Annotated in this window: 12 protein-coding genes; 10 read left to right on the top strand and 2 right to left on the bottom strand. The window is 47.1% G+C overall.

The genetic code is table 11. The features are described 5' to 3' along the window. Positions 1-131 precede the first annotated feature (131 nt). A complete protein-coding gene (hcp, locus tag GPK81_RS01675; RefSeq protein WP_118071518.1) occupies positions 132-1,772 on the bottom strand; it encodes a hydroxylamine reductase in 1,641 nt (546 codons plus the stop codon). A 484-nt stretch (positions 1,773-2,256) separates the two neighbouring features. Here hcp and GPK81_RS01670 point away from each other — a divergent pair, with 484 nt between their 5' ends. The 5 genes from GPK81_RS01670 (at position 2,257) to GPK81_RS01650 (ending at position 6,730) form a co-directional block, all read left to right on the top strand. Then, complete coding sequence (locus GPK81_RS01670; RefSeq protein ID WP_021977106.1) at positions 2,257-2,670, top strand: Fur family transcriptional regulator; 414 nt, start codon at positions 2,257-2,259, stop codon at positions 2,668-2,670. Then, positions 2,667-3,665, top strand: a complete 999-nt coding sequence (locus tag GPK81_RS01665; protein ID WP_118062250.1) for a metal ABC transporter substrate-binding protein — start codon at positions 2,667-2,669, stop codon at positions 3,663-3,665. The genes GPK81_RS01670 and GPK81_RS01665 overlap by 4 nt, the downstream gene beginning before the upstream one ends. A 28-nt stretch (positions 3,666-3,693) precedes the next feature. Next, positions 3,694-4,356, top strand: a complete 663-nt coding sequence (locus GPK81_RS01660; protein ID WP_118071517.1) for a metal ABC transporter ATP-binding protein — start codon at positions 3,694-3,696, stop codon at positions 4,354-4,356. Then, positions 4,353-5,150: a metal ABC transporter permease gene (locus GPK81_RS01655; protein WP_178744863.1), complete on the top strand. Its 798-nt coding sequence runs from the start codon at positions 4,353-4,355 to the stop codon at positions 5,148-5,150. The genes GPK81_RS01660 and GPK81_RS01655 overlap by 4 nt, the downstream gene beginning before the upstream one ends. A gap of 98 nt (positions 5,151-5,248) precedes the next feature. Next, positions 5,249-6,730, top strand: a complete 1,482-nt coding sequence (locus GPK81_RS01650) for a S1C family serine protease (protein ID WP_215706408.1) — start codon at positions 5,249-5,251, stop codon at positions 6,728-6,730. Between the two features lie 588 nt (positions 6,731-7,318). On the opposite strand, the gene GPK81_RS01645 is transcribed toward GPK81_RS01650, so the two are convergent. Beyond that, positions 7,319-8,077 (bottom strand): LuxR C-terminal-related transcriptional regulator, encoded by a 759-nt coding sequence (locus GPK81_RS01645; protein WP_118071514.1) that lies wholly within the window; start codon positions 8,075-8,077, stop codon positions 7,319-7,321. 430 nt (positions 8,078-8,507) lie between these two features. Between GPK81_RS01645 and GPK81_RS01640 the strand changes: the two genes are divergently transcribed. The 5 genes from GPK81_RS01640 to GPK81_RS18120 all read left to right on the top strand — a co-directional run bounded on the left by GPK81_RS01640 (position 8,508) and on the right by GPK81_RS18120 (position 13,849). After that, positions 8,508-9,863: a Na+/H+ antiporter NhaC family protein gene (locus GPK81_RS01640; RefSeq protein ID WP_215706407.1), complete on the top strand. Its 1,356-nt coding sequence runs from the start codon at positions 8,508-8,510 to the stop codon at positions 9,861-9,863. 12 nt (positions 9,864-9,875) lie between these two features. Continuing rightward, positions 9,876-11,492, top strand: coding sequence for an amidohydrolase (locus GPK81_RS01635; RefSeq protein ID WP_215706406.1), 1,617 nt, complete (start codon positions 9,876-9,878; stop codon positions 11,490-11,492). A 68-nt stretch (positions 11,493-11,560) separates the two neighbouring features. Next, positions 11,561-13,042: an aldehyde dehydrogenase family protein gene (locus tag GPK81_RS01630; protein WP_215706405.1), complete on the top strand. Its 1,482-nt coding sequence runs from the start codon at positions 11,561-11,563 to the stop codon at positions 13,040-13,042. Between the two features lie 44 nt (positions 13,043-13,086). Continuing rightward, entirely contained in the window at positions 13,087-13,701 is a 615-nt protein-coding gene (locus tag GPK81_RS01625) for a cytidylate kinase-like family protein (RefSeq protein ID WP_118062242.1), read from the top strand. Between the two features lie 19 nt (positions 13,702-13,720). After that, positions 13,721-13,849 carry a hypothetical protein gene (locus tag GPK81_RS18120; protein WP_255820980.1) on the top strand — a complete coding sequence of 43 codons (129 nt, stop codon included), beginning with the start codon at positions 13,721-13,723 and terminating at the stop codon, positions 13,847-13,849. Positions 13,850-14,015: the final 166 nt, after the last annotated feature.

Here is a 14,015-nt window from a genome sequence, read left to right as displayed (position 1 = left end):
CATAAAAGAAGGCGGAGATAAAGTGCTTTTATGAGAACATACCAAAAAAATTGAACGCAGATCCTGTGCGGGACCTGCGTTCAGAAATGACTGGTGTAAGAGCATTGCAGATGATCAGTTTATATCGGGGATTATTTTCCGAAAAACAGTTCCATATCTTCTTCCACGCTGCTAATTCCTGCAATACCAAAATTGTTAACCAGAATTTTGGTTACATTTGGAGAAAGGAAGGCCGGAAGTGTTGGTCCAAGGTGAATATTTTTTACCCCGAGGGAAAGCAGCGCCAGGAGAACGATCACGGCTTTCTGCTCATACCAGGCAATGTTGTAGATGATCGGAAGCTCATTGATATCCTCAAGGCCAAAAACTTCCTGAAGTTTCATGGCGATCACTGCAAGGGAATAGGAATCGTTGCACTGGCCTGCATCCAGAACTCGTGGGATGCCGTTGATATCTCCCAGATTCAGTTTATTGTAGCGGTATTTTGCACAGCCTGCGGTGAGGATCACGGTGTCTTTTGGGAGCGCCTGGGCAAAATCGGTGTAGTAGCTTCGGGATTTTGCCCGGCCGTCACAGCCTGCCATGACTACGAATTTACGGATGGCACCGGATTTTACGGCATCTACGATCTGATCTGCCAGGGCGATCACCTGATCATGGGCAAAACCACCGACAATTTCACCATGCTCGATTTCGGTTGGAGCTGCACAGCGTTTGGCGTGGCTGATGATTTGTGAGAAATCTTTTTTGCCGTCAGGCCCGGGTGTGATGTGGGTGCAGCCTGGATAACCGGTAGCACCTGTGGTGTAGATCCGGTCTTTGTAGCTGTCCTTTGGCGGAACGATGCAGTTGGTGGTCATGAGGATGGGACCGTTAAAGCTTTCGAATTCTTCTTTCTGTTTCCACCAGGCGTTTCCATAGTTTCCTGCAAAGTTCGGATATTTTTTGAACGCCGGATAGTAGTGGGCCGGAAGCATCTCAGAGTGGGTGTAAACGTCAACGCCGGTTCCTTTTGTCTGTTCAAGCAGCATTTCCAGATCGTGAAGGTCGTGGCCGGAAACCAGGATTCCGGGATTTTTGCCTGTGCCGATATTTACTTTTGTAATTTCCGGATTTCCGAAAGTTTCGGTGTTTGCCTGGTCGAGAAGGGCCATTCCACGGACACCGAATTTTCCGGTTTCCAGAGTGAGAGCGGTCAGTTCCTCTGCTGTGAGACTGTCGTCCAGAGTTTTTGCCAGGGTGCTCTGGATAAAAGCATCCAGTTCCGGATCTTCACGGAGAAGTGCGTTTGCATGGCTGGTGTAGGCGCAGAGTCCTTTCAGGCCGTAGGTGATCAGCTCGCGGAGGCTTCGGATATCCTCATTCTTTGTAGACAGAATGTTGGTGACATATCCCATGGACTCGTAATCCGCAGGGCTTTCCGGGTGCCAGAGTGCGGCAGCGGGAAGGCTTTTTCTGTCAGAAAGCTGAGAGAGAAGCTGTTCTTTGGCCGAAAGGGTTTCGCTGATCTTTGCAACGATGGAATCTTTGTCGAAATTTGCGTTTGTGATGGTGGTGAAAAGATTCCGGATCACCATATGATTGATATAGGAAGGGATTTCCCGGCCTTCGCCCCGAAGTGCGGTGGTGATGGCGGAAAGTCCCTTTGTTACGTAAACGAGAAGATCCTGCATGGCAGCTACGTCAGGCTTTTTGCCGCAGACACCGGAGATGGTGCAGCCGGAACATCCGGCGGTTTCCTGACACTGATAACAAAACATTTTTGGTTCCATAAAGTATACCTCCTGTGGTAAGTGGGTGGGCCTTTGAAAATAAAGACCTGCTTTTTTTAGTGTGGTTTATTTTGGATTTTTTATCCCTGAAGTCATTGGAAAAGGCTGCATCGCAGTGTTCTCAGATGTGAATCTCTGTGTCAGACGGAAACTCTGGAGTCAGAGGGGAATGTATCTCTGATATGGAACACGGATCTGGATATCTGGTATGCTTTCAGGTGATGGAGAAAGGATAGCATGTGCCGGTGGAAAAATCGGTAACATATGATACGAAAAAAGACCTTGACGGAATTCTTTTTTAAATGTAATATGAAAACGGTTTTCAAATTCATATTGATTTAACCAAATCAAGCAAGTAGCGAAGCGGATTGCGAATATCCGCTTGACGTATGGATGACTGACCGGCCATAAAGCTGTGTATGAAAATACAGACGATGAAAAAATTTGTTATGGAAGGTGCAGTTGACGGAAGAGAGTGAACTATATGGAAGAAAAAATGAAATACAGTACCAGGCAGCAGAAGCTGATCCTGGAGTGTCTGCAGGAATATGGAGATACGTTTTATACGATTGACCAGTTTATGGAGATCCTTCGTGGAAAAGAGATCCGGATCGGAAGGACAACGGTGTACAGAGGTCTGGAGCGTCTGCAGAAAGAAGGGGCTGTGCTGAAAGTTCCGTCTGTGGAGGGAGCACCGGCACAATATCGGTTTATCCGGGATGAGGAACGGAAGAATTATGGTAAGCTTGTGTGCCTGGAATGTGGGCATACGATTCCTCTGCAGTGTGGATGCATTGACCATTTTGTGGGACATGTGCTGGATGAGCACGGGTTTGAGATTGATCAGAGCCGGACGATCTTTTATGGATATTGTGATGAGTGCAGGAGGAAGAAATGAATTTTAACAGAGGGAAGATGGCTGCGGCAGCGGTTCTGGCGGCAACGCTCCTTGTGGTCGGAGGTGTGACCGGTTATGGATTGCACAGGGCCGGAACAGTGGGGCAGCCGTTTGTGGATGATGGCCGGCTGAAAGTGATGGCCAGCTTTTATCCCATGTATGATTTTGCCCGGAAGGTGGGCGGCGATAAGATCCAGGTGAAGGATATGGTTCCTGCGGGAACGGAGCCTCATGACTGGGAACCTGCGGCGACGGATATCCGGAATCTTGAGGATGCGGATGTTTTTGTCTACAATGGCGCGGACCTGGAACACTGGGCGGAAGATGTGCTGGACACTCTGGAAAATCAGGATCTGGTGGTGTCTGAGGCATCGGATGGTGTGGAGCTTCTGGATGGAGGTGAGGATCATGCTCATGGCGATAATGGAAAAGATCCCCATGTCTGGCTGGATCCCATGCGGGCGAAACAGGAGATGGCGAATATTAAGGATGCTTTTGTAAAAGCGGATCCGGAGAATAAGGATTATTATGAAGCGAATTATGAGAAATATGCCGGTGAATTTGACGAGCTGGACCAGGAATTCCGGGATGGCCTGAAAGATACAAAGAGCCGGGATATCATCGTGGCTCATGAGGCGTTCGGATATCTGTGCAATGCCTATGATCTGACACAGCTGGCGATTGAAGGCCTGACACCGGATTCAGAGCCTGATCCTGCCAAGATGCAGGAAGTGATCGAGTATGCGAAAAAATATGACATCCATACCATATTTTTTGAGGAACTGGCAAGCCCAAAGGTGGCGAAGACTGTGGCGAAGGAAGTGGATGCTGTGACGGCTGTGCTGAATCCTATTGAGGGATTGAGTGAAGAAGATATAGAAGCCGGCGAGGATTATTTTTCTGTGATGAGGAAGAATCTGGAGGCATTGCAGAAGGCACTGAACGGAAGCCGTGAGGCAGCAGTTGCTGAGAACAAAGGCTGTTCTGAAATGTAGAACTGCTGTTGCGATAAAAGGAGAAATTATGGGAATTTTGATAGAAAATCTTTCGTTTTACTACACAGGAACGCCAGTGCTGGAGCAGGTGAACCTGGAAGTAAAGGATGGTGATTATGTCATTCTTACCGGTGAAAACGGAAGTGGAAAAAGTACGTTTCTGAAGCTTCTTCTGGGTGAGCTGAAAGCCCAGGAAGGAAGCATTACCGTAAATGGAAAAGATATTTCTGCCACATTTGGAAAGGGAGATCTGGGATATGTTCCGCAGAACAGTATCAGCAGAAATCAGAATTTCCCGGCCACGGTAGAGGAAATCATGATGACAGGCGTGTATTCCTCTTCATGGAAAGCACGTTTTCAGGTGAAAAAAGAGATTCCACGTCTGAAAGCCGCACTTGCGGAGATGGAAATGGAAGAGTTCTGGAAAAGAAGGATCGGAGATCTTTCCGGCGGGCAGCAGCAGAGAGTTATGCTGGCACGTGCACTGGTGGGAAATCCGAAGATCCTGATCCTGGATGAGCCTACCACAGGTATGGATACAGTTTCCGTGAAAGCACTTGCAAAAGTCCTGCAAAAGAGGAATGAGGAACAGGGGCTGACCATTCTTATGGTCACTCACGGAAATTCCGGTGAATTCAAAGGGGCCAATCGGTTCTTCAAGGCAGAAGAGGGGAGGATTGACGAGGTATGAGTATTTTACAGTATGGATTTATGCAGAGGGCTTTTTTCGTGGGAATCCTTCTGGCTGTGATCACGCCCTGTATCGGGATCACCATTGTTCTGAAACGGATGTCCATGATCGGAGATGCGCTTTCCCATTCTTCTCTGGCCGGTGTTGTGCTGGGACTGATCCTGGGAGTGAATCCGGTAGCTGGTGCGGTAGTGATGTGTATTGTGGCAGCCCTTGGAATTGAAGCGATCCGTAAAAAAATCCCACGGTATTCTGAAGTTGCAATTTCCATCGTCATGTCCGCCGGGATCGGACTGGCAGGTGTGCTGTCCGGTTTTGTGGAAAACGGCGCAAGCCTGAACAGCTTTTTATTTGGAAGTATTGTGTCCATCAGTGAAGGAGAGCTGGCATTGGTAGTTGTGATCAGCGTGCTGGTTCTGGCAGCGGTGCTGTTTTTTTACAGAGAACTGTTTTATATTGGATTTGATGAAAATGCGGCAAGGATTTCCGGCGTTTCCGTGCGGAATATTAATTTCCTGTTTACGATTCTGACTGCACTGACCGTTTCCATTGCATCCCGTACAGTGGGAACCCTGATCGTTTCTTCCATGCTGGTAGTTCCGGTGGCATGCGGGATGCAGATGGCAAAAAGTTATAAGGGGACTCTGGTGTGTGCCATTGTTGTGGCGGTATGTACTACGGTTATTGGTCTGTTTCTTTCTTATTATGCGGGACTGAAACCAGGTGGAATGATCGTTCTTCTTGAGGTTGCATGGTTTGTAATTGTGATGGCCGTGAAAAGTTTTAACAAATAAAACACATTTTTCCCACAAAGTAAACACAATTAAAATCTATACTTTGAAGCATCAAAAGGAAACAGAGAAGAAATTTTTTTCCAGGGAGGGACTTAATCATGAATAACAACAGAAAATTAAAAATAAAGAAAATGATGAAAAAAGGTGCAACCATCAGCCTGTGTGCAGTACTTGCAGGTGGCATTGGTGTTGGTGCATATGAAGGTGTGGATTATTTTACAGGAGCACAGTCTGTACAGGCAGCTACAGATAGTTCCGAGAAGCTGACACTTATGAAATCTGATAAAAAGTCAGATAAGAGTACCGAAGATACAACAGATACAACAGATACAAAATCTTCCGATACCAAGGGAAGTCTTGATGTATCCGAGGTTGCTGAGGAGGCAATGCCTTCTGTAGTTGCGATCACAACCAAGTCTGTTCAGGAGGTTCAGAATTATTACAGCATGTTTGGTTCCCAGTATGCGCCAAGCCAGGAGCAGGAAGTTCAGGGCAGTGGTTCCGGTATTATCATCGGAAAAACAGATTCTGAGCTGCTGATCGCAACAAACTATCATGTTGTAGATGGTGCGGACACTTTGTCCGTTGCTTTTGCAGATGGAAGTGCTTATGAGGCTACTGTAAAAGGCTTTGATGAGAACGAGGATCTTGCGGTTGTGTCTGTTGCAACCAAAGATGTTTCTAATGACACGATGGATGCGATTTCTGTTGCAAAGATCGGAAGTTCTGATGATCTGAAGATTGGTGAGCAGGTTGTTGCTATTGGTAATGCACTTGGTTATGGCCAGTCTGTTACTACTGGTATTGTCAGTGCAAAGAACCGTAAGACAGATTCTTCAGGTCAGATTGAGTCCAGTGATTCTACAGATAACAGCAGCAGTATCAATAAGGGTGTGAATCTGATCCAGACGGATGCGGCTATTAACCCTGGTAACAGTGGTGGTGCGCTTCTGAATATGGATGGTGAGGTTGTTGGTATCAACTCTTCCAAACTTGCTTCTACGGAGGTTGAGGGTATGGGTTATGCCATTGCAATCTCTGATGTTGCGGATTCTCTTGAGAATATGATGAATGCCAAGGCAAGGGATAAAGTGGATAATCATGGTATTCTTGGTATCACAGGCAGCACGGTCAGTGATGAGGCTGTTCAGATTTATGGTATTCCGCAGGGTGTGTTTGTTTCTGAGGTGACTGAGGGTGGCCCGGCTGATGATGCGGGTATTACCAAGAATATGGTTATTACGGAGTTTGATGGTAAGACCATTACCAGTATTGATCAGCTGGTTGAGCTGCTTCAGTATTATGAGCCGAAGGAAAAGATTGATGTGACGGTTGCGGTTCTGGATGGTAATGAATATAAGAAGAAGACGCTTACTGTGAAACTTGGTAAGGATGATAGTGCTAGTAAGGATAGCTCTGAGGAGAGTGCGGCACAGGATAGTCAGGATTCCCAGGATTCTCAGGATGAAAGTATCGAAGGTGGACAGGATGGTTCTGATCAGGGAGATGCAAATGCGTTTGCGGATGATGGTGAGGCCAGTCTGTTCAGGGATTTTGAGCAGAATGGGTTGAAGGATTGATACGGAAACCAGTTGTGACAGACATAGATGAGCATGTGAGATAGATATACATATAAAAATGAAGGCTTCGTGGCTGACCCGGGATTGGGTGGCTGCGGAGTCTTTTTTTGTGTGGGGGTGTGGGGCGGATAAGGGACGCCCGTGAGGCGTGTGCTGCCTGTCGCCGGGGCTTCGTCGGGGGCTGGCTTCTAAGACGCTGGAAATCTGCTAAAACCGTTTTCCAAAAGTCCGAACTCGCTTCGCTCAAACAGCGAACTTTTGAAAAACAACGCAGATTCCCACCGCCTAAGAAGCGCTCCCCTCCTGCAGAGTCCGGCGACAGGCAGCACACGCCTCACGGGCTGGCTTTTCCGGGCGGGATGGGAGAGTGGTGAAGTGGTAGTGTGGTTCAGGAGGAATGGTTGAGTGGTTTCCCGGGAGTTGGATGAGCCATCAGCGCTGCGCTGGATGGCGTGGAGGAAAGGCTGAGTTTCCTTGTGGGATGACGGGAGGGGGGCCGTCGGCGCTGCGCTGGACGGCTTCTATTGCATGCGTAAACGTAGGTTTAGATCCCCCATGATAACCTTGTTCCATAGTTCTGGACGGCTTTTATCGCATACGGAATCTCAGGAGTTCCCAGCGGGAGGTTACGTTGGTTTTTCGGAAGATGTTCTGCAGGTGTTTCTGTAGGGTGTTTTCGCGGATGCCGAGAGACCCTGCGATTTCGTCGTTGTTGCGGTACTGGTAGATCTGTTCGGCAATCTGGAGTTCGCGGTTTGTGAGGTGGCAGGTGTTTTTCAGACGGGCGAGGGTTTGTTTGAGGTCGTTGGTCTGGGGCAGGCTGTGGGTAATCTGGTAGAGGACGGCGTTTAAGTGCATGCCGATGGCCTGGAGGTAGAACATGTCTTCATTGGTGAAAGGGCCGTCTTTTTCGGTGCGGAAGAGGGTGAGGATTCCCAGGAGTTCCTGCTGGTAGACACTGGCGTATTGCATGGAGTCGAAGATGTTGTATTTGCGGTAGCAGTGGACGTAGAGGGGGGAGTTGAGGCGCTGCTGGTCTTCCAGGAGATCGCTTTCGCGGACGAGGCGGGGTTCCCGGGAGTGGAGGAGCCAGAGGAGGTGGTCTTCGTCTGCGACCTTCATGTATTCGTTTTCTGCTTCAGTGAAGGCTTCGGGGATGCAGATTGGGGTGGTGAGGCGGATGGTGTCCGGATCTTCGGTGGTTTCGTGGAGGAGGATGCTGGCGTAGCTGTAGGGGATGACCATTTTCAGGCGGAGCAGGAATTTTGCTTTGATTTCGTTAAGGCTGGTGCAGGAATAGAGATCGTAGATCATGTCGTTGATCATAAGAAAGGTGTTTTTTTCCATGGTTTTTCTCCTTTTTTTGGTACAGTGGTTGCTGTTTTTTAGTTACAAAGAGATCAGGGTTATGGATATGCAGTGGATTGTAACCGTAATGTTTGTCTTATTTTTGGATAAATCTTACTGGTTTTCCAGATTTGTGAGTACTGATTTCATTTGAAGTTAGTATACTATCACATATACTTAAAATCAAGTATATATACTTAAAAAACATTAATTTAACTACCGAAATTAAGCATTGTATCAGAGTGTGAAAAATAATAGTATATCAGTAACAAAATAATAAAAAACACGAAACGTACGATGGTGTATTGATTGCGGAAGCGCAATGAATACGCCATTTTTTGTTTCACGAAAAAGTCTGTTGATGCAAAGGGGCATATCCGTTAAACGGGTATGCCTCTTTCTGGTTCACAGAGGGAAAGGGGAGAAAAAAATGAATACTGGACTGATTGCAATTTTTATTCTTCTGGTTATTATCGTCGGTGCTATCGCAACCAGGAGATGTGTGGAGTTTCTGATCGGAGGTTCTCTGGTGGCGGCCATATTCATGTATAGGAAGGATTTTCTGCCTCAGTGGTGTACGTTGATCCAGGATGTGCTTGCCGAAAATGTGTGGATCGTTCTTGTGTGTGGCCTTTTTGGCAGTCTGATCGCACTTCTTCAGGAGTCGAAGGGTACTTTTGGTTTCCAGAAACTGGTTTCAAAATTCTGTAACACGGAGAGGAAAACTCTTCTTACTACTTTTGTTATGGGTATCCTGATCTTTGTGGATGATTATCTGAATGTGCTTTCCATTGGTGTCTGTATGAAGGGTGTCTGTGACAAACGTAAGATCCCCAGGGAGGCGCTGGCGTATATGCTGGATGCCACAGGTGCTCCGGTGTGTGTACTGCTTCCGTTTTCTACATGGGCTGTTTTTTACGCAAGTCTTTTTATTGACCAGGCAAGTGTGAAGGTGCTGGGATTTAAAACCGGTATCCAGGCTTATATCCACGCGATTCCGTATTGCTTTTATCCGATCCTTACCATTGCTATTGTTTTCCTCTTTGCGCTGGGTGTGATGCCAAAGCTTGGTGCTATGAAAAAAGCCTATAAACGTGTGGAGGAGACTGGCAAGGTTTACAGCGATGCCAGCAGAAAATATAACCACGATGACAGAAAAGGTTATGAGGAAGAAGGTAACATCTGGAATTTCGTGATTCCCATGGGTGTGTTGGTTGCCATTGCTATTGCGACAAGCAACCTGCTTCTGGCTGTTGTGGTTTCCCTGATCGTTTGTTTCGTGCTTTATGTACCGCAGAAAGTGGTTGCGCTGGATGATTTCTTTAATCTGGTTGTCCGTGGTTTTGCAGATATGCTTCCGATTCTGATCCTTCTGGTCATTGCCTTTGTACTTCAGAAAGTAACGGAGGGAATGGGAATGACAGATTTTATTATTTCTGTTGCAAAACCGCTTCTCTGGGGCCCGGTTTTCCCGGCAATCGCTTTTGTTCTGGTTGCGGCACTTACCTTTACTACCGGTTCTCTCTGGGGCATGAGCGCAGTAGTTGCACCTATCGTATTTCCACTTGGTGCAGCCATCAGCGCAAATCCGATCCTTATTATGGCAGCGATCATTTCCGGTGGTGCATTTGGAAGCCATGCCTGCTTCTATACAGATGCGACACTTCTTTCCTCCCAGAGTGCAGGAATTGACAATATGGAACATGCGCTGACACAGCTTCCATATGTAATCATTGCAAGTGTACTTTCTGTTGTGGGATTTCTGATCTGTGGTTTTGTGATGTAGGAGGTATGGCTTATGGGAAAATTTATTCTGAGAAGTAAAGCTGTTTTTACAGGTCTTGAAGACTTCCCCAGACCGGCAGCCATCGCAGTAGTGGACAAAAAGATCCAGGCGGTTCTTCCCTGGGATTTCCAGAGAGATAAGGATTATGCGGACTGGCCTCTTTACGATCACGGAGAAAAAATGATCATGTCCTCTTTCCTGGATGCACATACCCATCTTTTTTCCGGAGCCATTGATGGCAGCAGATATGTGTGTTCAGATTTGGGAAAAGGACGTTCCCAGGCAGAATGTGTAAAGATCATTAAGGAATTTGCAGATGCACATCCGGATTACAAAAGAATCCGAGGTTCCGGATGGTTTATCACCAACTGGGGTGACGAGCCGCTTCCGGATAAAAGACTTCTGGATGAGGCCATTCCCGACAGGCCGGTGTATCTTTTCTGTGCGGACTGCCACAGCATGTGGCTGAATTCCAGAGCACTGGAAGAGGCAGGGATCGATCCGGACCGGAAAATGGATAACGGTGTAAATGTAAAGTTTGAAAATGGTGAATTAAGCGGTCTTCTTCTGGAACCGGCAGCGTGTGAACCGGCCCAGAAAAAATATATGGAATTTTCGGAGGAAGAGATGCTTGAGATCCACCGGAATTTCCAGGATGTTCTGGCTGACTACGGAATTGCTGCGGCAAGTGAAATGTTTGCCGATGATTACACCGAAGAAACCATGAAAAAATACGATATCCTGAAAAAACTGGACGAGGAAGAAGGGCTTAAGGCACAGATCTTTTCCTACATGAAACTTTTCGGGTATACGGAATTTTCGAAGTATTTTAAATTTCAGAAGCATTTTGATTCCCCGCATTTTTACATTGCGGGGGTAAAGGGTTTTATTGATGGCGTGACGGAGACTTACACAGGACTTCTTCTGGAGCCTTATACCGATAAGCCGGAGACCTGTGGCGAGGGACTTCCGTTATGGCCGGAGCGGAAAATGAAGAAAGAGATCATTGCGGCGAACAAGGCAGGGATCCAGGTAAGACTTCATTGTATTGCAGATGGTTCCGTGCGGATGGCGCTGGATCTTTTTGAAAAATCTGCGGAAGTGAACGGGGAGCATGGTCTTCGAAATACGATCGAGCATATCGAAAACATCCATCCCGATACCCTGGATCGTTTTGCGGAGCTTGATGTGATTCCTTCAGTCCAGCCGTATCATGTAACACTTGCGGCAAATGGAAAGGTGAACCAGATCGGAGAAAAACGGGCAAGGCTTCAGTGGCCGTTTCGGACTTTGCTGGAGCATGAAGGCGCGCTGGCACTTGGAACCGATTATCCGGTTGTGACTATAGATCCTTTTACAACAATCTATGCGGCAGTTACAAGAAGAGATGATGACGGAAAACTGACATCCACCAACCCCTGGGAAAAAATCTCCATGGCAGATACGCTAAAAGCTTACACTTCCGGCGCGGCCCGTGTTTATCATGTGGAGGATTCCATGGGAACTCTGGAGCCGGGAAAAATGGCAGATATCATTGTTCTCAGCGGAGATCTTTTTGAAGTGGATAAGGAAGAGATCCGGGGGATGAAGGTGGAAGCAAATTATTTTGAAGGTGAAAAGATCCGATGATCGTGGGAGCCAGAAGATTGAATGGGAAGATTATTTGAACGGGTTAAGAAAATAAAAGGAGGACGCTTATGGAACTTCAGAAAATGTTTATTGATGGTGAATGGGTAGAAGGCAGTACAGGAAAATCAGTTCCTACATTAAATCCTTCAAATGGTGAGGTTCTTGCCATGGTAACGGAAGGAAATGTGGAGAATGTAGATAAAGCCATTGCGGCGGCAAAAAAATCTTTTTATGTGACAAGGGAATGGCGTGATATGGATTCCCAGACAAGGGCGGATATCCTTCTTCAGATCGCAGATGCTATTGATGCGGAAAAAGAGGATTTTGCGAAGCTGGACTGCATGGATCATGGAAAACCCTTAAGAGAGGCAGAGGCTGATGTGGATGATGCAGTTCACTGTTTCCGCTATTATGCAGGACTCTTAAAAATGCCACAGGGCGGTGTTTATGAAGTAAATGAAGGATTTGGAAAAATGCATTCCTATACCGTTCATGAGCCGGTTGGCGTGTGCGGACTGATCACTCCCTGGAACTATCCGCTGCTGATGGGTGTGTGGAAACTGGCTCCTGCACTGGCAGCCGGTAACAGTGTGGTGTTTAAACCAAGTTCCAACTGTGTGCTTTCCTGTGTGAAACTGTTTGGGATTTTTGAGAAGATCGGAATGCCCAAGGGCAGCGTGAACCTGATCCTTGGCCCTGGCGGAATTACAGGAAACCGGATCGCGGAGAGCAAAGATGTGGATATGGTTACTTTTACCGGAAGCACGGAAGTGGGACAGAGCATCATGCGTGCGGCAGCAGACAATGTAAAAAAGATCGGCCTTGAGCTTGGCGGAAAGTCACCCAATGTGATCTTTGCAGATGCGGATCTGGACGGCGCAGTGGAATGGGCCATGATCGGTATTTTCCTGAATCAGGGCGAGGTGTGCTCCGCAGGTTCCAGGATTATCATCGAGGAAAGTATCAAGGATGAATTTGTGAAACGTCTTGCAAAGAAAGCAAATGCCATCACTATTGGAGATCCTATGGAGAATCCGGATATGGGCCCGCTGGTTTCTGAGAGCCATATGAATAAAGTTCTTGGATATATTAAAAAGGGCGTTGAGGAAGGTGCTACGCTTGTGTGCGGCGGCGAGCGTTACACAGAAGGGGAGTGTGCGAAAGGCTTTTATGTAAGACCGACGGTGTTTGATAACTGTACTTCGGATATGACCATTGTCCGGGAGGAGATTTTTGGACCGGTTGTGACTATTCAGACGTTTAAGACAGAGCAAGAGGCCATTGACATGGCAAACGATACGGAGTATGGTCTGGCTGGAGCAGTATTTACCGCCGATGGTTCCAGAGCGCTTCGGGTGATCAAAGAGATCCGCGCAGGTATTACCTGGATCAACTGTTATAACCCGGCATTTAACGAGGCTCCGTGGGGCGGTTACAAAAAATCCGGAATCGGCCGTGACCTGGGTGTTCAGGGCCTTGAGGAGTATCAGGAGATCAAGCAGATCAATATCAATCTGAATCCGGGAATCGTCGGATGGTATGAATATTAAAAACATGAACCTGGAATGTATCCTTTAATTCGGGAGGAAATTATATGGGAAAAAGTAAATACGTAGTTACGATCACCAGACAGTTTGGCAGCATGGGTCGTCCGATCGCAAAAAAGATGGCGGAAAAACTGGGGATTGAATATTATGACAGGGATATTGTGGATCAGGCTGCAAAGAAGCTGAACCTTCCGGTGTCTGTTGTGGATGAAGTGGAGGAGACAGCGAAAAAAGTCAAGGCCAGTCCTTTTGCAAGAATGATGTTTCCTCTTGGAAAAGGAACCAGCAATACACAGGATAAGATTTTTGAGGCGCAGCAGAATATCATTAAATTTCTTGCGGAAAAAGAGACATGTGTTATTGTCGGAAGGTGTGCGGATTTTACTCTGGAAGAGATGGAAAATGCCATGCATATTTACATTTATGCACCATATGAGGTTCGTGTGGAGCATTGTGTGAAGGATCTGAACATTGAGGTTGAAGAGGCCAGAAAAATGATCGTGGCTATTGATGAGGCCCGTGATTCCTATCATATGCAGTATGCGGGATATCACCCGGATGACAAGAACCACAAGAGTATTCTGGTGGACAGCAGTTTTCTTGGCGTGGAAGGTACTGCGGATTTTCTGGTGGATGCAGTGAAAAGAAAGTTTCAACTGTAATATGTCAGAGACTGCAGAAATGGAGAAACAGGGTGTGATCACTGCGGAGTTTGATCTGGATGCCATCGCACAGAAGAGACGGGAGTGGGGTGTTTTCCGGGATCGAAGACCGGAGATGTATGGTACGCTCCTGACGCATGGATGTTGAAAACTGATTGGATCAGGAAAGTCCTCTGCGGAGCTGCAAATATCTGCCTGACTTGTGAAGGGATCGTATGCCGGTGGCAAAGTAGAATGTAAAAGCCTGTTTTGGCGTTTGATCTGTTTGGCAGGAGGCGGGTGGTAATGCGGATTGCAGAGGGCTGTCTGCCAGT

It is taken from the genome of Blautia sp. MCC283, from assembly GCF_018785565.1.
Taxonomy (GTDB): Bacteria; Bacillota; Clostridia; order Lachnospirales; family Lachnospiraceae; genus Blautia_A.
Note: the sequence above shows the minus strand (reverse complement) of the source record. Positions and strands in the feature narration are given on the sequence as shown.

Coding starts and splice junctions, on each gene's coding strand:
- GPK81_RS01640 (WP_215706407.1), top strand. CDS start 8,508: ATGAATACTGGACTGATTGCAATTTTTATTCTTCTGGTTATTATCGTC.
- GPK81_RS01660 (WP_118071517.1), top strand. CDS start 3,694: ATGGGAATTTTGATAGAAAATCTTTCGTTTTACTACACAGGAACGCCA.
- GPK81_RS01645 (WP_118071514.1), bottom strand. CDS start 8,077: ATGGAAAAAAACACCTTTCTTATGATCAACGACATGATCTACGATCTC.
- GPK81_RS18120 (WP_255820980.1), top strand. CDS start 13,721: ATGGAGAAACAGGGTGTGATCACTGCGGAGTTTGATCTGGATGCCATC.
- GPK81_RS01670 (WP_021977106.1), top strand. CDS start 2,257: ATGGAAGAAAAAATGAAATACAGTACCAGGCAGCAGAAGCTGATCCTG.
- GPK81_RS01655 (WP_178744863.1), top strand. CDS start 4,353: ATGAGTATTTTACAGTATGGATTTATGCAGAGGGCTTTTTTCGTGGGA.
- GPK81_RS01635 (WP_215706406.1), top strand. CDS start 9,876: ATGGGAAAATTTATTCTGAGAAGTAAAGCTGTTTTTACAGGTCTTGAA.
- hcp (WP_118071518.1), bottom strand. CDS start 1,772: ATGGAACCAAAAATGTTTTGTTATCAGTGTCAGGAAACCGCCGGATGT.
- GPK81_RS01625 (WP_118062242.1), top strand. CDS start 13,087: ATGGGAAAAAGTAAATACGTAGTTACGATCACCAGACAGTTTGGCAGC.
- GPK81_RS01630 (WP_215706405.1), top strand. CDS start 11,561: ATGGAACTTCAGAAAATGTTTATTGATGGTGAATGGGTAGAAGGCAGT.
- GPK81_RS01665 (WP_118062250.1), top strand. CDS start 2,667: ATGAATTTTAACAGAGGGAAGATGGCTGCGGCAGCGGTTCTGGCGGCA.
- GPK81_RS01650 (WP_215706408.1), top strand. CDS start 5,249: ATGAATAACAACAGAAAATTAAAAATAAAGAAAATGATGAAAAAAGGT.